This window comes from Microcoleus sp. T2B6 (assembly GCF_036700475.1).
Lineage (GTDB): Bacteria > Cyanobacteriota > Cyanobacteriia > Cyanobacteriales > Microcoleaceae > Microcoleus.
Genome location: NZ_JAUBOZ010000016.1, coordinates 28,880 through 48,311, shown reverse-complemented (window position 1 = coordinate 48,311; position 19,432 = coordinate 28,880). Strand labels below are relative to the sequence as shown.

The 19,432-nt window shown below is 45.8% G+C and carries 18 protein-coding genes; 10 read left to right on the top strand and 8 right to left on the bottom strand.

Annotation, left to right across the window (positions count from 1 at the left end; all coding sequences use genetic code 11):
* Positions 1-69: 69 nt before the first annotated feature.
* From QUA00_RS09810 to QUA00_RS09800, 3 genes are all read left to right on the top strand, one after another.
* Positions 70-339, top strand: a complete 270-nt coding sequence (locus QUA00_RS09810; RefSeq protein ID WP_333409486.1) for a hypothetical protein — start codon at positions 70-72, stop codon at positions 337-339.
* Between the two features lie 699 nt (positions 340-1,038).
* Positions 1,039-2,382, top strand: a complete 1,344-nt coding sequence (locus QUA00_RS09805) for an EAL domain-containing response regulator (RefSeq protein ID WP_333409485.1) — start codon at positions 1,039-1,041, stop codon at positions 2,380-2,382.
* Between the two features lie 204 nt (positions 2,383-2,586).
* Complete coding sequence (locus tag QUA00_RS09800) at positions 2,587-3,360, top strand: response regulator (protein ID WP_445305729.1); 774 nt, start codon at positions 2,587-2,589, stop codon at positions 3,358-3,360.
* Positions 3,361-3,455: 95 nt separating this feature from the next.
* On the opposite strand, the gene QUA00_RS09795 is transcribed toward QUA00_RS09800, so the two are convergent.
* Together QUA00_RS09795 and QUA00_RS09790 are read right to left on the bottom strand one after the other, a co-directional pair.
* Positions 3,456-4,181, bottom strand: coding sequence for a pentapeptide repeat-containing protein (locus QUA00_RS09795; RefSeq protein ID WP_333107284.1), 726 nt, complete (start codon positions 4,179-4,181; stop codon positions 3,456-3,458).
* Between the two features lie 191 nt (positions 4,182-4,372).
* Positions 4,373-5,572: a phosphoglycerate kinase gene (locus QUA00_RS09790; protein WP_333144677.1), complete on the bottom strand. Its 1,200-nt coding sequence runs from the start codon at positions 5,570-5,572 to the stop codon at positions 4,373-4,375.
* A gap of 183 nt (positions 5,573-5,755) precedes the next feature.
* On the opposite strand from QUA00_RS09790, the gene QUA00_RS09785 reads away from it, so the two are divergent.
* The gene (locus QUA00_RS09785) at positions 5,756-6,169 is read left to right on the top strand and encodes a universal stress protein (protein WP_333144676.1); all 414 of its coding nucleotides are present in this window, start codon (positions 5,756-5,758) and stop codon (positions 6,167-6,169) included.
* A 270-nt stretch (positions 6,170-6,439) separates the two neighbouring features.
* On the top strand, positions 6,440-7,294 hold the full coding sequence (gene ylqF / locus QUA00_RS09780; protein ID WP_333144675.1) for a ribosome biogenesis GTPase YlqF: 855 nt from the start codon (positions 6,440-6,442) through the stop codon (positions 7,292-7,294).
* A 19-nt stretch (positions 7,295-7,313) separates the two neighbouring features.
* Here ylqF and QUA00_RS09775 read toward each other — a convergent pair whose 3' ends face one another.
* On the bottom strand, positions 7,314-8,129 hold the full coding sequence (locus tag QUA00_RS09775) for an MOSC N-terminal beta barrel domain-containing protein (RefSeq protein WP_333409484.1): 816 nt from the start codon (positions 8,127-8,129) through the stop codon (positions 7,314-7,316).
* A 233-nt stretch (positions 8,130-8,362) separates the two neighbouring features.
* Between QUA00_RS09775 and QUA00_RS09770 the strand changes: the two genes are divergently transcribed.
* Positions 8,363-9,088, top strand: coding sequence for a carbonic anhydrase (locus QUA00_RS09770; protein ID WP_333409483.1), 726 nt, complete (start codon positions 8,363-8,365; stop codon positions 9,086-9,088).
* Between the two features lie 110 nt (positions 9,089-9,198).
* Here QUA00_RS09770 and QUA00_RS09765 read toward each other — a convergent pair whose 3' ends face one another.
* The gene (locus QUA00_RS09765; protein ID WP_333279856.1) at positions 9,199-10,386 is read right to left on the bottom strand and encodes a tetratricopeptide repeat protein; all 1,188 of its coding nucleotides are present in this window, start codon (positions 10,384-10,386) and stop codon (positions 9,199-9,201) included.
* A 300-nt stretch (positions 10,387-10,686) separates the two neighbouring features.
* On the opposite strand from QUA00_RS09765, the gene QUA00_RS09760 reads away from it, so the two are divergent.
* Together QUA00_RS09760 and QUA00_RS09755 are read left to right on the top strand one after the other, a co-directional pair.
* Positions 10,687-10,956 (top strand): GlsB/YeaQ/YmgE family stress response membrane protein, encoded by a 270-nt coding sequence (locus QUA00_RS09760; RefSeq protein WP_333144671.1) that lies wholly within the window; start codon positions 10,687-10,689, stop codon positions 10,954-10,956.
* Positions 10,957-11,435: 479 nt separating this feature from the next.
* The gene (locus QUA00_RS09755) at positions 11,436-12,713 is read left to right on the top strand and encodes a transposase (protein WP_333409482.1); all 1,278 of its coding nucleotides are present in this window, start codon (positions 11,436-11,438) and stop codon (positions 12,711-12,713) included.
* Positions 12,714-12,739: 26 nt separating this feature from the next.
* Here the strand turns inward: QUA00_RS09755 and sppA are convergent, their stop codons facing one another.
* The 4 genes from sppA to QUA00_RS09735 form a co-directional block, all read right to left on the bottom strand.
* A complete protein-coding gene (sppA, locus tag QUA00_RS09750; protein WP_333409481.1) occupies positions 12,740-14,560 on the bottom strand; it encodes a signal peptide peptidase SppA in 1,821 nt (606 codons plus the stop codon).
* A gap of 46 nt (positions 14,561-14,606) precedes the next feature.
* Entirely contained in the window at positions 14,607-14,765 is a 159-nt protein-coding gene (locus QUA00_RS09745) for a hypothetical protein (RefSeq protein ID WP_333107298.1), read from the bottom strand.
* Positions 14,766-15,068: 303 nt separating this feature from the next.
* Entirely contained in the window at positions 15,069-16,151 is a 1,083-nt protein-coding gene (fni, locus tag QUA00_RS09740) for a type 2 isopentenyl-diphosphate Delta-isomerase (protein WP_333409480.1), read from the bottom strand.
* 239 nt (positions 16,152-16,390) lie between these two features.
* Positions 16,391-17,074 (bottom strand): SDR family NAD(P)-dependent oxidoreductase, encoded by a 684-nt coding sequence (locus tag QUA00_RS09735; RefSeq protein ID WP_333409479.1) that lies wholly within the window; start codon positions 17,072-17,074, stop codon positions 16,391-16,393.
* A 79-nt stretch (positions 17,075-17,153) separates the two neighbouring features.
* On the opposite strand from QUA00_RS09735, the gene QUA00_RS09730 reads away from it, so the two are divergent.
* Together QUA00_RS09730 and fghA are read left to right on the top strand one after the other, a co-directional pair.
* On the top strand, positions 17,154-18,263 hold the full coding sequence (locus QUA00_RS09730; protein ID WP_333409507.1) for an S-(hydroxymethyl)glutathione dehydrogenase/class III alcohol dehydrogenase: 1,110 nt from the start codon (positions 17,154-17,156) through the stop codon (positions 18,261-18,263).
* A gap of 91 nt (positions 18,264-18,354) precedes the next feature.
* A complete protein-coding gene (gene fghA / locus QUA00_RS09725; protein ID WP_333409478.1) occupies positions 18,355-19,209 on the top strand; it encodes an S-formylglutathione hydrolase in 855 nt (284 codons plus the stop codon).
* Positions 19,210-19,432 lie beyond the last annotated feature (223 nt).

Below are 19,432 nucleotides of genomic sequence, written 5' to 3'. Positions count from 1 at the left end.
GCTCTCTATCCACCCGCGTCATAATAAGGTAATACCGATCAGGTAAGTTTTCCTGTTCAAACAAAGAATATGCTGAGATTCGCGATCGTAGCTTTAGTGACTTTTGGATTAGTATTAGTGACTGCACTAGGTTTACATCCGGCCAATGCGACAGTCAGCACTCCAGAATTTTATGCTTGGAACTTTGCCTCTGTAGGCAATAGCGAGCTTGTTTGTAAAAAGACGGTGGTAGTTCCGCAAGACCAGATAATTCCGTCATCATCCATGCACCATGTCAGTATCACTTCTGCAATTGTAGATGAAAAATTTTGCGCGAATTCCACTAAGCCTGTGAATTAAGCTGTGTTGCATCTAGATTGCCTATGGTATTAGAGAGGGAGAGGGGGAGAAGAGGAGAGGGGGAGAGGATTTGACGATTTTTGATGGGGACTCGAAATATACAATTTAAATGCACAACAGCTTAAGGCTGTGGATAATAGGATTTCGGGTTAGAGAACCATAATTAAGTTCTCCGTTAGTCGATTTTAGATGTTAGATCTACTTCACAGATGAATCTGGCAGGTTGAACCTTAATCTAAAATTTTTCTTTCTCCACGACTGTTGTCGGAAAGCAAGTATCCTTTTTTGGATGAATCAGAACGCAGGGTCCTGATTCATCCATTGAGCGAAAACTATACTTGTCCGTACAAACACGGACTAATTATGAACAATTAACCGGACATTATATAAGTGATAGCCTGAGTAATTTCCGCCCTCGGCGCATTGAAACTCTTGGCTATTTTTTTTATGAGAAATATTGGGTGTTTTGTAATAAAAGTTTATCAAACGAGTCGGGCGCAGCAGTCTTCTGCTCTTGAAAGAGATCGAAATCTTCCCAATTTGGGCAGTTCTTTGATTGTGACTTAAGAACCGAGGGGAAGTATTCCGCCATTTGGCTAATGGTTTATTGGCTAATTAGCTGAATTATTAATTTGCTAGTTTGAGTATGCTAGAGTTAGTCAGGTTCAGATATAAAGTGGCATCTGTTATCTAAGTATCATGCTCAAAATTTTGGTAATTGAGGACGACGAATTAATCCGGGAAACTCTTCTGCAACTCCTGGAATCTCACAGCTACCGGGTCATTGCGGCCGAAAACGGTCGAGCTGGGGTGCAGATGGCACTTTCGGAGATACCGGATTTAATTTTGTGCGACGTGCAGATGCCGGAACTCGACGGTTATGACGTGTTGCGGACGCTGCGGCAAAACTCGCTAGCTGCAACAATTCCATTTATTTTCCTCACGGCTCAAAGTGACAAAACCGATTTTCGTCGGGGGATGGAATTGGGGGCCGACGATTACCTGACAAAGCCGTTTACCAAGGCTGAATTGCTGGGAGCCATTGCTTCTCGCGTCTTGAAGCGGCAAACTATTACTCAACCGCTGACAGTCGCGCTTCACCAAGCAGAAGCCAGACTCAAAGATTTAGTTAACGACTCCACCAAGGTGACAACCCTCTCTCCTGAAAAGTTTGCTCTCGAAGCTTTGCTGCGCCACGCTTTGGAACAAGGTGAGTTTCAGGTATACTATCAGCCGCAGGTGAATATTGCTACCGGCCAAGTTATCGGCGCGGAAGCTTTAGTGCGCTGGCAAAATCCCGATCGAGGTATAATTTCTCCCTGCGAATTTATTCCCTTAGCAGAAGAAACAGGTTTAATTATTCAGATTGGCGAGTGGGTACTGCTTTCAGCTTGCGCTCAAGCCGCTAGTTGGCTGGCGGCGGGGTTTTCGCCCTTTACAATATCAGTAAACTTGTCGGCCCGGCAGTTGTCCGACCCGGAACTCAAGGCGCGAATAGTGCAAATATTGGAAACTACAGGTTTAGAGCCTGCTAATTTAGAATTAGAAATGACCGAAAGCGCTTTGGTGGAAAATGCGACAGTAGCAGGCGCTACTTTAAACCAACTTAAAGCTCTAGGAATTCGGATTGCTATTGACGACTTCGGCACCGGTTACGCTACTTTAGGATATCTTAAGCAATTTGCTTTTGACAGTTTAAAGATCGATCGAATTTTCGTCCGTAATGCCAACGAAGATACTCAAAATGCTGCTATTACTACAGCAGTAATTTTACTGGGTCACAGTTTGAATATGACCGTAATTGCTGAGGGAGTGGAAACAGAAGCAGAACTAGATTTTTTGAAACAACATCAGTGCGATATCATGCAGGGGTATCTGTTCAGCCGCCCCGAACCAGCAGCGATAATTGAAAGTATGTTGGTTGCCGACCCGAGTTTGTTCGCGCCGCCCCCAGCAGCACCTAGTCGCGTTGTTCCTTTTGTACCTGTGTCCGAACCAGAAAAATCTAAAAACCTTTCAATGTCGCGTCTAGGAATAGTGTAAGTGTCACCAATATTTCTGTATAATAGAAAAAAATTCTTTCTTTTACGTTCTATTTTCTGCATAAAAGTTGACGCTACCTCCTAAAAAGTTGTAGCTTTTGATGATAGGCGAATCAAAGAAAGTATTGTTCCCCCTATTGCTCTACTGCTTCCCCTTTTATGCGCTAGGCGCCCCTAATTGGAATATTTGAGAAAGTGTGCCGTCTTGAAATTGCGAACCTTTATCAAGTGGCAGGAGGTAAACTCAATTAAGTTCCTACTTTGGGACTGGCAGTTTCAAGAACTGTCCAACTGGAATTGGTGCAAGCCTGTCATGGAAAGAATATTAGTGGTTGACGACGAAGCAGACTGTCAAACAGTCTTAGCAATGTACCTGGAAAGTCAAGGATATCGGGTGGAATGCGCTAATTCAGGGGTTGAGGCGCTCTCGATTTTTGAAAATGCCCCCCCAGATTTGGTAATTTCAGATGTCATGATGCCGGAAATGGACGGGTTTGAGTTTTGTCGCCGTTTGCGAACTACCCGTTTGGGACAGTTAGTCCCCTTTATATTTTTGTCGGGTCAAGGCGAGTTGGAGTCAAAAGTTGAAGGTCATTCGATCGGCGGTGACGATTATCTGGTAAAACCTTTTCAGTCTGAAGAAATCTTAGCTAAGGTAAAGGCGCAGTTAGAGCGCTCTCACCGCATTCACGCCGAAATTGTCCGACTGCTTCAAACTTCTAGCGGTAGGGCGGTGGAACCACCATTGGTGGCAGTATTGCCAGCACCTGCACCTTTGCCTTTAACACCAGCCGAGGAAAGAGTTTTTTGGGAAGTGATCCAGGGTTATACTAACAAACAAATTAGCGATCGGCTGTTTATTAGCCCCCGGACTGTGCAAGCTCATTTAGGCAGCATTTTCAGCAAATTACAGTTAGATAATCGGGCCCAGCTTGTGAGATTTGCCCTAGAAAGAGGATACAAACCACCTCAAACTTAGCTCGGATCTAAACTTAGGGTGCGCCAGCCAGGGGATTTTAGATTTTAGATTTTAGATTTTAGATTTACTCCACAGATGAATCTGGGAACTAGAGTCTAAAATTTTTCTTCCAAATTCAAAACACAATAAGGAAAATTAGTGCTCACGCAAACCCCCGGCCCCAAATTCGTACCTCGCAAGTTGGCACGTTCCAAATCAGCCTGCCGCACATTATTCGCCGCATCAATATTTGTCCCGGCCAATTGAGCGCGAGGAAGCCTAGTATTTGACAAAATAGCATTCTGCAAATTAGTATCCCGCACATCCGCGAAAGACATATCCGCTCCGCTTAAATTCGCACGATTCAAATTAACTCTAAACAGCAGCGAACGTCTCAAATCGGCATTCGACAAATTAGCTTGCAACAGATAAGCTTCCCCCAGATTCGCATTAAAAAGTTTAGCACCGCGCAAATCCGCACTCGTCAGATTCGCCCGGCCCAAAAAAGCATTAGACAAATCCGCATTTCGCAGATTAGCACCATTCAATTCAGCCCCGTACATTTCGGCATTAACTAAGTTAGCATTGGCCAAATTAGCATCACTTAAATCCGCTTCCAACAAATTAGCTTCATAGAGATTTGCTCCGCTTAAATCGGCTCCTCTTAAATTAGCTCTGTACAAGCTAGCCTTGAACAAATCAGCATTTCTCAAGTCACAGCCTTCGCACTCTTTAGTTTCCAGCAATTGCCTAACATGATCTGGATTTTGAGCCTTAACCGGAACTGCCAGCCCAAACAAAGCTAAACTTGCCGTTACAGTTGCCAAGAGTTTAAGTTTCACAAACAAACCTCACTGCTACTTCAAACAAATTATACTAGCAAACTATAGACTTTAAACCCATATCCTTCTCTCTTTCCTCTTGCTCTGCGTTCTCTGCGCCCTCTGCGGTAAATCTTCAAAAAAATGATTCGCAGCCAAGGATATAGACCTGCTTCCAGCAAGGCGGGCAAAGCCCGCCCTACTTAACTTAATTAAGCTTCATCTAAAGCAGCAACACCAGGCAATTCCTTACCTTCTAGCAACTCCAAACTAGCACCGCCACCAGTAGAAATGTGGCTCATTTGTTCACCTAAATTCAACTGTTCCACAGCCGCCACCGAGTCACCACCACCGATAATTGTGGTAGTACCAGTTTTAGTAAGTCCAGCCAAAGAATGAGCAATACCTTCAGTTCCTACAGCAAACTTCTCCATCTCAAACACGCCCATCGGCCCGTTCCAGATTACCGTTTTGCAATCGGCCAAAGCATCTTGGAAAGTTTTTACTGAATCCGGGCCGATATCCAAACCCATCCAACCGTCGGGGATGCTTTCTACAGGAACAGTTTGAGTGTTAGCCGCCGCATCAAACTTGTCAGCAACTACCACATCAGTAGGTAACAGAAAAGTAACTCCCCGTTCCTTCGCCTTAGCTTCCAAAGACTTAGCCAATTCCAGCTTGTCCTCTTCAACCAAAGACTTGCCCACGTTCAAGCCGCGAGCTTTGTAGAAGGTGAAAACCATGCCACCGCCCAACAGCAATTTGTCGCACTTTTCGAGCAGTTTTTCAATGACTCCAATCTTGCTGGAAACCTTAGAACCGCCGATTATAGCAGCTAAAGGACGCTGAGGATTGTCGATCGCACTGCCGAGATATTGCAGTTCCTTCTCCATCAAAAACCCAGCCACAGAAGGACTCAGATACTTAGTAACGCCCTCAGTAGAAGCGTGAGCCCGGTGAGCCGTACCAAAAGCATCATTGACATACAAATCGGCCACAGAAGCTAACTTCTTAGCAAATTCTGGGTCGTTGGCCTCCTCCTCTGGGTAGAAGCGGACATTTTCCAGCAACAGCACATCGCCATCTTGCATCGCCGCGACTGTAGCAGCGACTTCATCACCGATGCAGTCGTCAGTCTTTTTGACCTCTTTGCCCAACAATTCCGACAGGCGCACAGCAACCGGCGTCAAGCGCAACTTCTCCGTCACACCCTTGGGACGGCCGAAGTGGCTGCACAAAATCACCTTAGCGCCCTTGGACGCTAAATCTTGAATTGTCGGCAGAGCCGCCCGGATGCGAGTATCATCGGTGATATTGCCGTTGTCGAGCGGCACGTTAAAGTCCGCCCGCACCAATACCCGTTTGCCCGATAAGTCCGATGCCGATAAATTTGCTACAGTTTTTTTTGTCACAGGATTAACCTCCTAATATGTGTGTTTTTGTCGAATTCCGTTGAAATGGCGGCACTGGTAACTTGCACCCCGGCCTCGGACGCATTCAACCGCGCCCGTACAAAAAACGGAAGATGGAACAAACGGCACTGATTGGCTTAACCTAAACATTTTATCGGAGTCCGTGTCCCGGAGATGTGCAGTATGTTCAAGACAGTCTTATTTCCTGTCGATCAAAGCCGAGAAGCCCGCGAAGCTGCCGAAAAGGTGGTCAATATCGTAAAAACCTACGGTTCTCGCTTAGTTATTCTCTCGGTAGTCGAGCCCCCAGCCGAGGAGGCCGACGCCCCCGCGCGCGAGGTGATGACTTCCCCCGAAGCAGTCGCCAAACTTCTTTCTGAGGCCCAATCGATGTTTTCCCAGCAGGGAATTGAAGCTGAAATCATCGAACGGGAAGGCAAACCTGCTTTCACGATTTGCGATGTGGCGGACGAAATTGGGGCCGATTTGATTGTGATGGGCTGTCGGGGGATGGGTTTAACCGATGATGGGGCGTCTGACAGCGTTACCAGTCGGGTAATCAATCTGTCTCCTTGTGCAGTTTTGATTGTGCCTTAGTCAGTTGTCAGTTGACAGTTGACTGTTGGCAGTTGACGGTTGGCAGTTGACTGTTGACAGTTGACTGTTGACCGTTGACCGTTGGCAGTTGACCGTTGTCATTAAATCACTGACTATTAACAACTGACAACTGACCACTAACAACTAACAACTAACAACTGACCACTAACCCATAACAACTAACCAATAACAACTAACCAATAACAATAGTCAATAGTCAACAGTCAACAGTCAACAGTCAACAGTCAACAGTCAACAGTCAACTAACTAATGAAAATTCACTGGTATCCCGGTCACATTGCCAAAGCTGAACGGGCATTAAAAGAACAGCTAAAGCGGGTAGATGTGGTGCTCGAAGTCCGAGATGCCCGCATTCCATTGGCTACTTACCACCCCCAAATGCCGAGTTGGGTGGGCGGCAAGCCGCGAGTATTGGTCGTCAACCGCATGGATATGATTACGCCTCGATCGCGCGAGGCGTGGGAAACATGGTTTGAGGCCCAGGGGGAAACTGCGTATTTTACTAATGCCGAGCACGGTCACGGAGTAGACGCTGTGGCGGATGCGGTGCAGAATGCTGGGGTGCAGCTAAATAAAAGAAGGTTCGATCGAGGTATGCTGCCCCGTCCAGTCCGGGCAGTGGTAATGGGATTTCCCAATGTGGGAAAATCTGCTTTAATTAATCGGCTGTTAGGGCGGAGAGTGGTAGACAGTGCCCGCAGAGCTGGAGTAACTAAATCGCTGCGATGGATTCGCATTTCTGACGAAATTGAATTATTAGATGCCCCCGGAGTGATCCCAACCCGAATTAACAATCAAGAAAATGCCATAAAATTAGCTATTTGCGAAGATATTGGCGAAGCAGCTTACGACAATCAGGTAGTAGCAGCAGCTATGGTAGATTTGCTGCGAGGGCTGGAGGCGACTGATGAGACTTTGATATCAATATCTGGTTTCAAATCCAGGTATAAATTAGATGCAGCCTCTAGTAATGGTGAAGATTATCTGCACGAGGTAGCAAAAGACAGGTATAAAGGAGATGTCGAACGAACGGCGCGGCAGATGTTAAACGATTTTAGAACTGGTGTTTTAGGTCAACTTACTTTGGAGTTGCCGCCGGCTTGATCCGATTCGTACCATACAACTAATCAGAAAGGGTATTCAATAGAGAGTTGCTGACGCGGAGAATGGCAACTTCGTCTCCTATGTGTAATATTTTTTCTGGTGCTTGAGGTGCGAGTCGCGTGTTAACTATCAGCCGACTAAAGTGATTTAAATGCCCTTTTTTTACCAAGTCAGGCATAATTTCCTTCTGCTTGGCTGTTAGTATATTTTTAAAATTGAGATCGCCTGCTTTCGCCCCATAATTTCGCGTAGATAGGATAAATGGCTGAGCGGGATTAATAGCTTCAAATATTACAGTCCCTATTTTCAACCTAACAATTTCATCGGCTTGTGGTAAAAGTTGATCTTCCCAAAAAGCCGGGACATCTCCTATTTCAATATTAGCTCGCAAGCGATGGCGCATCTCGTTAACGCAAACTCTCGGAAACCAAGATGCAACTTCGGCAATTGTTTCGGTACTGATAATGCTTGGCCCTGGTGCAGCGGTATTGTCGGGAAAACCTGTCAGCAAGTTTTCAATTAACTTGACAGGGAAACCGAAGTAGTTGCTCAACCAAGATTCTATTGCCAAGCGTTCTCTATCTACATGAAAAAATATTTCTTGTTCGGTGCCTTGAATTTTCAGGCCGGCAATTCTCTTTTTGATGTCAAAGGATAACCGTAGAAAACGGACTCCGCTGTTGTGCTTAGTGCTAACCAATTCTCCTGCTGCATCGCAGATTGCAAAAGAGCGATCGCCTTCTAGAGCTCCGCTGGCTAGAATAGTTGCTTGACTGACTGCTATGCCGTCAAGGGACTTGACCGGATAGATATGAATGCTGGCGACGTAGGACATTTCGAGCCATTGATAAAAAATAGTCGTTTTAGATACATTCTAGCATCCCTGTCCGCAGAAGGATGACCGCCGTTGACTTTACTAAATAAAATAGGAATGAAATAAAAATGGGCCACTTTTTTGAAGTTTACATTGTGCGGGAGCAGCTTGCAAAGAAAAATCCCAGAAGTCTGACTGAGCTTGTGGTAGATATTATGGTATAAAATAGAAAAAATTGAACCGAGTTACAAACAATGAATGAAAGCGAAAGTAGAAGCATGATTTCGCGACGCAATTTAATGTTGAGGGCTGGTGCAGGGATGCTGGCGGCAAGCTTTGCACCTGCGTTTTTACAAGCCGAAGCAGCAAAGGCCGAGGCAATCTCTGACATTACTCCTACTGACATTACTCCTAACAGTGCTCTTAAGAAATTGATGGCGGGTAATCAACGCTACCTTCAGCAAAAACGGACATTTCCCGACCAAGCTCGATCGCGAGTTGTAGAAGTAGCCCAGGGTCAACATCCGTTTGCAACCATCCTGGCTTGTTCTGACTCGCGCGTTACTCCCGAAATTATTTTCGACCAAGGATTGGGGGATTTATTTGATATCCGAGTAGCTGGCAATTTTCTAGACGATGTGGTTCTCGGTAATATAGAATATGCCGCCTTAGAATTAGGCGTGCCACTATTAGTAATTCTGGGCCACGAACGCTGCGGTGCTGTCAAAGCAGCTTTAGATGGCAAAGCTGTTCCGGGTCACATTAGCACTTTGGTGGCGGCGATTAAACCTGCAGTTGATTCGACCAAAGGTCAAAAAGGCGATGCCTGGGATAACGCAGTCAGAGCTAATGTGAAAATGAATGTAAATAAGTTACAATCCTCCTCGCCTATTTTAGCTAAAGCAGTGAAAGCGGGCAAGCTTAAAGTTGTTGGGGGCCGCTACGATTTGGATAGCGGCAAAGTAGAGATAATTGCTTGATTTTGCTGGGAATTTTTACAGTTTGTAGGGGTAATGCCCCCGTGCTTACCCCGTCCGGTTCGAGGGGCAACCACGGGGGGATTGCCCCTACAAATTATTTGGTAACAAGTTTAAAGTAAACCCATTTCTTGCAGTCCCCGGCGCAGGCGTTCTGCTTCAAAGGGGCGGCGCTGTTCGTGAAGGGCGATCGCTCTTTTGAATTCTGCTAAACTCTCTGGCATTTTGCCAATTTTCAGCAAGGCTACTGCCAAGTTTTGATGAGCTTCCGCGTGTTCGGGATCGATTTTTATCGCTTGTCGGTAATAGGCGATCGCATCTGCTAAATTTCCGGCTGCCTTCAGCGTCAGTCCCAAATTGTAGTGACCTGTTCCAAAATTAGGGTCAATTTTTAAAGCTGCTTTGTAAGCTTTTTCAGCAGACTTCAAATCTCCTTCATCTTTGAGCAAATTGCCCAAATTATTGTAAGCGCCCAACTTTAGCGGCGGGAACACATCTGTATTAATTGCCGCTTGATAGTGTTCTTTTGCTTTAACAAATTGCTGCTGCTGGCGATAAGCAATTCCCAAATGATAGTTGAGTTCGTAAAGAATAGAATCATTAATGGTCTCCGCAGTCAAGCCTTTGGTTAATAAATTAATTCCCCGCCCAATTTGCCCGGTTTCTACATACAAAGCGCCTAATTTGCTACAAGCATAAGCATCGTTGGGATAATAAGCGAGATAGCGTTCCATTGCTGCTTGAGCTTTTTGGAATTTACCTTTTGCTGCGATCGCATCTTTTTGATAACCAGAGTGCCAAATCGCCACATCGGGGAGAGAAGCTATTGTCCATTTTGGTTCCCTCTGCAAAATCTCAGCCACGCTGTCGTCTACCATTGCGTGGTAAGGGCGAGAAAAGCGGATGTCGAGGCGATTGCGAAATAAGCGCGACACTAGGGAATAGGGAGATTGAGAGGCACCGATTTCTTGACGGATGAGATTGATTAGCAGCAGCCGATCGCTCGCAATGGCCTGCTTTATTTGAGGTAGAATCTCCGGTACCAAAACCTCATCGGCATCTAATACCAAAATCCAGTCGCCCTGGGCGTGCTTCAGACACTCATTGCGCGCCACTGCGAAGTCGTCGCACCATTCAAAGTCATAAACCCTCGCCCCGGATTCTCTGGCAATTTCACGGGTGCGATCGCCCGATCCCGTATCCACCACCACCATTTCGTCAACAACACCCTTAACGCTGTCCAAAGTCCGCGACAGTGTTGCCTCTTCATTCTTCACAATCATGCACAGAGTCAGATTCATCGGGCGCAAACTTTCCTCATTTCACAGAAATATTGTAATTTTTTTAACTACCAAAACACAAAAAATCCCAGAAAAGATTCTCCTATTTCCCTTTTGCTTTGAGCATAAGTACCTTTCTTGCCTCGAAAAAGTGGGTTAACTCTTTTGAGATATTAAACAGCCTCAAACTCCGACGATTCATGAGAAATCCTACCACTTTCGGTTCCTCCCTGCGGTAGAGGTAAGTCCCCGATAGCGGTTGTTATTCTAAGAACATAAGACAAGGGACGAGAAAAGTTTAAGTATTCAGGAGAAAGAGAAATGGGAATTATTGCTTGGATCGTTTTAGGACTGATTGCCGGTGCGATCGCCAAAGCCATTTATCCGGGAACTCAAGGCGGCGGTTTTCTGGCAACAACAGGTTTAGGAATTTTGGGCGCGCTAGTGGGAGGTTATCTAGGTCAAGTCCTATTGGGGACGAGCGGGGGAGCATCCTTCGGAGTAATTAGCCTACCCAGCATAGCTTTTGCAGTCGTCGGTGCGATCGTTCTACTTTTCATCTGGGGATTGTTAACTCAGCGTGCAGCATAATAAATATTGCCAATTCCCAGTTGATCGACTTTTAGGGTATTCATAAACCCGGTTTCTTCGAGAAACCGGGTTTTTCAGTTGTGTGTAGGATGCGTCAATCGATTTTAGATTTTAGATTTTAGATTTTAGATTTTAGAGGCGAGCCCACGGATAAATGCGGGGGCTCTTCTGATTTTCGATTTTGGATTTTGGATTGATTCCACGGATAAATCCGGGGGCTGTACCATCAAGAAATTCTTGGTCAGCCTACTTTTACCAAGCCCGGGTTAAAAACCCCTATCAGACTCAGCGCTTGCAACGGTTCAAGAGCAAAACTTTCGTCTCAACAGAGGGGGACTAAGAATAAAGGGGTAAAAAGCCCGGACTTGGTATCATAAAACTTCATTAAGATTGTAAGCATCAATAAACAATGGTAGTATCAGATAGTCAAGAAAGTCCAATCCAAAATTGTTGCGCTAGTTAAAAAATGGAGAGTCGGGATGCAACTAGCAGAGAGGCACATCATTAAATCTACGGAACACCGTTTCGCCCAGATTGATGAATTAGCTTTTAAATCCAAGAATCTCTACAATGCCGCTAACTACGTCATTCGTCAGAGTTTTGTCTATGGATGGGGTTACATTAATTACAACGAGATGAACCGTTTAATGAAGTCTCATCAAGCCTACAAGGTTTTGCCAGCCAAGGTAAGTCAACAAATCTTGATGATATTGGACAAGAACTGGAAATCGTTTTTTGAAGCAGTCAAAGCTTACAAAGTTGATTCCTCTAAATTTACTGGTCGCCCGAAACTACCGAAGTACAAAGATAAAGTCAAGGGTCGAAATATTCTTGTCTATACGATTCAGGCGATTAGTAGCAAGGAATTGAAGAAAGGAGTTATTAAGCTTTCGGGTACAGAAATCTCCATAAAAACCAAAATAAAACCCGATCGAATTTGCCAAGTTAGGCTGGTTCCCAAATGTGATTCCTATGTAATTGAGGTAATTTATAATGAACCGGAGTCCACCGTCGAACAGATTAAAAAAGAAGCTGTAGCTAGTATCGATTTGGGACTAAATAATTTAGTGGCGTTAACTTCAAATCAGTCGGGTTTTACCCCTCTCCTGATTAACGGGCGACCATTGAAATCGCTCAATCAGTTCTACAACAAGCGTAAGGCACAACTACAATCTCAATTGAAAGGAAGTAGCAAGACATCATCCCGTATTCAACGCCTAACTCGTTGTCGCAATCAAAAAGTAGATAATTACTTGCACTCCTCCAGCCGGCTTATAATTAATCTTCTCATCGCACGAAAAATTGGGACGCTAGTAATTGGAAAAAACCTACAATGGAAGAGCGAGATTAGCTTAGGTAAGCAAACCAATCAGAAGTTCGTAAGTGTTCCTCATTCCCGATTAATTGAAATGTTAGAATACAAAGCTGAATTGGTTGGGATAACGGTGATTGTTCAAGAAGAATCCTATACTTCTAAATCGAACTTTCTAGCTTTAGACCCAATCCCTGTTTATGGGAAGACTGGCGCTAATGATGTCGAATTTAGTGGCAAGCGAATTAAGAGAGGATTGTACAAAACATCGGTCGGTCAATTAATCAATGCGGATATTAACGGATCTTACAATATTTTGAGAAAAGCAATCCCAAATGCGTTTAGCAATGGGATAGGGAGCTGCGTAGTTCAGCCGAGGCGGGTTAATCCGCTCAAAGTAAAAGTGAAAGGGGAGGGATTCAACGCCTCCCATGTCATGCAATAAATGACTATACTTTTACCAGCTATCAATTAATCAATCCGCAAAGTGAAAGGCAAGCGAACATAAACCCCCTGCGGGTCGTTCATCGACTTAATCACAGCCAATTCATCTTGCATTTTCTTAAATTCGGCCGTTAGCGGGTCGAGTTTGGCGGCTGGTTTCAAAACGTGAACGCCGGAAATTTTTTCCAAAATTCGCTCCTCCAAAGTGCGGCGTTTGGGATATTCTTCCACCTTCCAATCGTCGCCGAGTTTAGCTTGCTTCGCCGCCTCTCTGACAGCATCTTCAAGCCCGCCAATTTCATCGACTAAACCCAACTGTTTCGCGGCCGTACCAGACCACACCCTGCCTTGAGCAATTTCTTGTACCTTGTTTTTCGGCAGTTTGCGGGAGTTGGCGACTTTAGTAATAAATCGATCGTAAATGCGATCGACTATCCTCTGAATATTCGCCAATTCTTGAGGATTTTTCGGACGGGAAACCGTGGTAGTATCCGCAAAGCGGCCGGTTTTCACCACGTCCCAAGTTAGGCCGTTGTTAGCGGCCAACTTTTCGGCGTTGAAAAGCATTCCAAAAACGCCAATAGAACCGGTAATCGTATTGGGTTCGGCAAAAATGCGGTTGGAACCCATCGAAATCCAATAGCCGCCGGATGCTGCCAAATTGCCCATTGAAACAATAACTGGTTTCTTTTTCCCCGTCAGCATCACTTCGCGTGCAATGACTTCGGCCGCCGTCGCGCTGCCTCCGGGACTGTTGACGCGCAAAACCACTGCTTTTACGTCGTTATCTTCTCTAATTTTCCGCATTTCTTGAGCAATGCGATCGCCTCCTACTTGAGTCGGGCCCCCTTCGCCGTCTACAATCTCTCCTTCAGCGTAAAGTATAGCAACTTGGTTTTTCTTGTTAGCATCAGTTGAGTTTTTATCCTCAGCAATTTTCGCGTAGTTTTTCAAACTAATTTGCTTGAAAGATTTGTTTTCGCCATCTGTTCCTGTGAGTTTTTTGAGTTCGGTCGATATTTCGTCAAAGTATACAACTTTATCAACTAACTTGCTTTTGAGAGCTTCGTCAGCCATCAAAGTTCCGCCATTATCTGCAAGCGCTTGCAGTTGCGGAACAGTCACTTTGCGACTCGGGGCGACAGTTTGCAGGTATTCTCCCCACATATCTCCGAGCAACTTTTGAGTTTGCTGGCGATTTTCGGGACTCATTTTTGTAAGCAAAAACGGCTCAACGGCTGACTTGTATTTGCCGACGCGAGTCACTTGCACTCCCAGGCCGTATTTTTCCAAAGCACCGGTGAAAAACATTGCCTGACTACTAAAACCGTTGAGTTCCAAAGCGCCGTAAGGATTGACTGCAATTGTATTAGCAACGGAACCGAGGTAATAATCTCGTTCATTCCAGTCCATTTGGTAAGCAAAAATGGGTTTTTTGGCATCTCGGAAACGCTGCAATGCCCCTCGAACTTCTTTGAGATTGGCAAACCCGCTGCTGCTCGACTCCGAGCTGCCTTCAAGATAAAGGCCAACGATTTTCGGGTCTTTTTTCGCATATTCGATCGTGTCTAAAACAGTCCGCAGCGTCACTGTATCGCCGGAATCTTCCGAAAGCACTTCTTCAATCGCCGCGCCAGTGCTACGGCTCGGTTTGCTGTCGGTAATATTTAAAGAAAGGTCTAATACCAATACCGACTTATCTTTAACTTGCGGGCCCGAATCTTTGGACGACGATGCCGCCATAGCAATTAGCAGTACCAGTCCGCCCAATCCGATGCTGCCCAGCAGCAACATTCCTAGGAAGGTTCCCAGTAAACTTGCACAGGTATATTTTAGGAAATCTTTCATTAGATAATTGGTAATTAGTTATTAGTCAGTAGTCAGTAGTCAGTAGTCAGTAGTCAGTCAGGGCAAACGCATCTAAATTGCCGGGAGAATAGTAGTAGTGTTTTGAGGAATAGCCACCGCTATCGGCAGTCAAATCTCTTTTCAATAAACTACAGCTATCGATAATAGTCGCAACAAGCACGGTAAAATTCCCGCTTGTTGACATGATGCGTTTGCCCTGAGTAGTCAGTAGTCATTAGTCAGTAGTCATTAGTCATTAGTCATTAGTCAGTAGTCATTAGTTATATAACATCCGGTTAGAACGGAATGATACCGAGTGTGCAAGTGTCCCGCTCGCACTGCACTCGGCAAAATATTATTCCGATGCCACCGGAAACGATTTTATTGGTCATTCCTGCAAGTAGGATGTAGTAATTATCCCCTGTCGTTAGTTATTAGCTAATGACTGTTGACTAATGACTGCTGACTAATGACTGCTGACTAATGACTTTTGACTGCTGACTCACTTTTATCTTAACCTTTCCAAAACCCCAGATTGTTTTAGCTCATCCAAATTACCGCAGCCCGTACAGAACATCACGGTAGCGATTTCTGCAATTAACACCTCAGCTAGAAGGGCTGCGGCTGATTCCGATTCCGCTGCAGCTTGTAGAAACGGCCGCGCCAGTCCCGCAATATCCGCGCCAAGCGCGAGAGCCTTCGCTGCATCCAACCCATTCTGCAAGCCCCCAGAGGCAATCAGAGGAACATCCGGCGCTACGGCGCGGGTGCTGACAATGCACTCGGCTGTCGGTATTCCCCAGTCGGCAAAGGTTGCGCCTAACCTGCGCTGCTTGCTATCTTTAGCTCGCTCTCCTTCTATTTTCGCCCAAGAAGTGCCTCCGGCCCCGGCAATGTCGATCGCACCTACCCCGGCGGCGAGCAATTTCTTTGCCATTTTTCCTGAAATACCGTTGCCGACTTCTTTAGCAATAACTGGTACTGGTAATTTATCGCACAATTTTGCAATTTTATCTAGCAGTCCTTTAAAGTTAGTATCGCCTTCGGTTTGAACGCACTCTTGCAGCGGATTGAGGTGCAAAATTAGGGCGTCTGCTTCTAAAATATCAACAATTTTTTGGCACTCTTCCAAACCGTAATTGTAGTTTAGTTGAACGGCTCCGATATTGGCAAACAGCAGAATATCTGGAGCGCGCCGCCGGACGGCAAATGTAGGAGCTAGTTGAGGATTTTCTACAACAATTCGCTGGGAACCGACTCCCATTGCTAGTTTGTATTCTTGCGCGACATCGGCGAGGCGATAATTGATTGTCTGGGCTAATTCTGTGCCGCCGGTCATTGAGGAAATTAGCAGGGGAACGGCTAGTTTTTTGCCGAGAAATGTGGAGGTTAAATCGATTTCGGTGCGATCGAGTTCTGGCAAACAGCAGTGTTCAAAACGGTAGCGTTCGAGGCCGCTGGTAGTTTGGCGAAATTGTACGTCTTCTTCGAGGCAAATCCGCAGGTGGTCTGCTTTGCGGGTTTCGGTTTGCGAGGGGGAGGTTAGCGGCAAGTTCACAGTTGCTATTTGGGGAAAGAGTTGTGATATCATTTCCGGTTACACCGGAATGATGTTGACTGTTGACTGTTGACTGTTGACTGTTGACTGTTGACTGTTGACTGTTGACAGTGAACTCGAATTTACTATTCCGATGCTAACGGATTTGATATGATTTGGGAATATAGCAATTTTATTTCATTTTTGAGATTTTTTTATGAACCGCAGAGAGCGCAGAGGGCGCAGAGGAGAAGAAAGGAGAGATGTTCGCAAATGCTGTAAGGGTTGGTGTATTATCCAGGAACAGTCAGCGGCATTCCGTTATCTGAAGCTTTCAACTTGAGTAAAAAAGGAACTGCTTTTTGTACCCAGGCTTTGACTGACGGGTAATTTGGTGCATCTTCTCCGAAACAAATGTCCAGCATATCTGTGTGAATTATCCCCGGATTCACAGGAACTGCTGCCATACCTGCGGGCAATTCTTGAGCGAGCGATCGGGTAAGTCCTTCTATTGCCCACTTGGAAGCGCAATAGGGCGCGACTTCCGGCGAAGTTGACCTTCCCCAACCAGAACTAAAGTTGACAATTATGCCGTTTTTTCGAGCAATCATTGCCGGGACAAAGTGGCGAATTACATTAGCCGTACCTTTAATGTTAACATCAATTACCTGCGAAAATTCTTCGTGGCTGATATTCCAAAGAGGCGCGAGATGATTAGCTACGCCTGCATTATTAATTAACAAATCTGGCGGATCATTTTTTGCCAGCATTTCTGTTGCCCAAGCTTTTACTCGATCGTCGTTGGTGACATCCAAACAAGTAAAATGGTGGGGCGCACTATATTTTTGGTTGAGTTTTTCCACCGCTTCGGAAGAACGGGCGCATCCCAAAACTGTATGTCCCAATTCCATAAACTTTTCGGTCATGGCAAGACCAAGACCGCGACTGACTCCGGTAATTACAATTAATTTTGTCATAGATTTGCTCCAAGTTTGACATTAAGTAATACAATACATATTGACTGGTCAATTGACAAATCGATCGCAGGGAGAAAGGATGAAAGTAAAAGCAGCAGTTGCTCGCAGTGCCGGCCAACCTTTGAGCATTGAAACGGTTGATCTAGATGGGCCGCGGGCTGGAGAGGTGCTGGTGGAAATTAAAGCCACGGGTGTTTGTCACACTGACGCTTACACTCTTTCCGGTGCCGATCCTGAAGGTTTGTTTCCGGCTATTTTAGGCCACGAGGGAGCCGGGATTGTCGCAGAAGTGGGGGCGGGAGTCACGAGTGTCAAAGTGGGCGATCGGGTAATTCCTCTCTACATTCCCGAATGCCGCAACTGCGAATATTGTTTGAGCCGCAAAACTAATCTCTGTCAAGCAATTCGCGTGACTCAAGGCCAGGGAGTGATGCCCGACGGCACGAGCAGGTTTTCCATAGACGGGCAGAAACTTTACCATTACATGGGAACTTCTACCTTCGCTAATTATACAGTATTGCCGGAAATTGCAGTAGCCAAAATTCGCGAAGATGCTCCTTTTGATAAAGTTTGTTTGATCGGCTGCGGCGTAACAACTGGCATCGGTGCTGTCATTAATACTGCGAAAGTAGAGCCTGGTTCTAATGTGGTAGTTTTCGGTTTGGGCGGCGTGGGTTTGAATGTAATTCAAGCGGCTCGCATGGTGGGAGCTAACATGATTGTCGGCGTAGACTTGAATCCCGACAAGCGAGAGATGGCGGAAAAATTCGGCATGACTCACTTTGTCAATCCCCGCGAAGTGGAAGGCGATTTAGTGCCTTATTTGGTAGATTTAACCAAAGGCGGAGCTGATTACAGTTTTGAATGTATCGGCAACATTAATGTGATGCGCCAAGCATTAGAATGCTGCCACAAAGGTTGGGGCGTGAGCGTAATTGTCGGGGTAGCGGGAGCCGGTCAAGAAATTAGCACCCGCCCGTTTCAGCTAGTAACTGGTAGGGTTTGGAAAGGGACGGCTTTTGGCGGGGCGAAAGGCAGAACTGATGTTCCTAAGATTGTTGATTGGTACATGGACGGTAAAATTGATATTGATAGTCTGGTAACTCAGGTAATGCCGATCGACAAAATCAATGAAGCCTTTGAATTGATGCACAAAGGCGAAGTAATTCGCACAGTTTTGACATTTTGAACAAAAATCTTTCTCTCTTCTCTCTTCCTCTGCGCCCTCTGCGCCCTCTGCGGTTAAAAAAAATATAATTAAAAAATGAAATAGAATTAACATGATATCAGACTCCCTAAAACTGCACAAAGAACAGAAAAGTTTCCTTGGCAAACTCGGCTTTTACAGCCATCAATCCTCAACCTGCAACAGCGAGATGAAATTCGCAGTTTATCAGCCGCCGCAAGCTTTATCTCAACCCGTACCAGTTTTGTATTTTCTATCAGGTTTAACCTGCACAGAAGAGAACTTTATGGCAAAAGCGGGGGCGCAACAATTTGCGGCAAAATATGGGTTAATGCTGGTTGCGCCCGACACTAGCCCGCGCAATACTGGTATCCCCGGCGAAGATGACGATTGGGATTTAGGAAGTGGTGCGGGTTTTTATGTTGATGCGACAGCCGCACCTTGGAATTCTCACTATCGGATGTACAGTTATGTGGTTGATGAATTGCCGAATTTAATCGCCGAAAATTTTCCAGCGATACCAGAAAAACAGGGAATTTTCGGTCATTCAATGGGCGGACACGGGGCGTTAATTTGCGCCTTGAAAAAGGGATCTCGCTATCTTTCTGTTTCCGCTTTTGCGCCTATTTCCGCGCCAATGAGCTGCCCTTGGGGACAAAAAGCTTTTGCAAACTACCTCGGCAGCGACAAAGAGATTTGGAGGGCTTGGGATGCCAGCGAATTGGTAGTTGCAGCGCAATACAACCGTCCGATTCTGATTGACTGCGGCACGGCTGATTCGTTTCTTGCTGATGGGCAGTTGTTGCCGGAAGTGTTCGCGGAAGCTTGTGCGAAAGCGGGACAGCCGCTGAATTTAAGAATGCAGGAAGGTTACGATCATAGCTATTATTTTATAGCTACTTTTATGGAGGATCATATGCGCCATCACGCGGCTGTTTTGTGCGGGTAGTTCCTAGCAGGAAGCAGGCAAGATGCCTGCTCCACAACAACTGGCTCTTAGGCTCTGCCTGGGAACCGATATCCAGAGGCTCTGCCTCGCATGGCTGCCATGAAATGTGGAGGCAGAGCCTCCTGATCTGCTTTACCAGGCAGAGCCTGGTAACGAGTACAAGATGCCTGCTCGACAACAACTGGTTCTTAGCCTCTGCCTGGGAACCGATATCCAGAGGCTC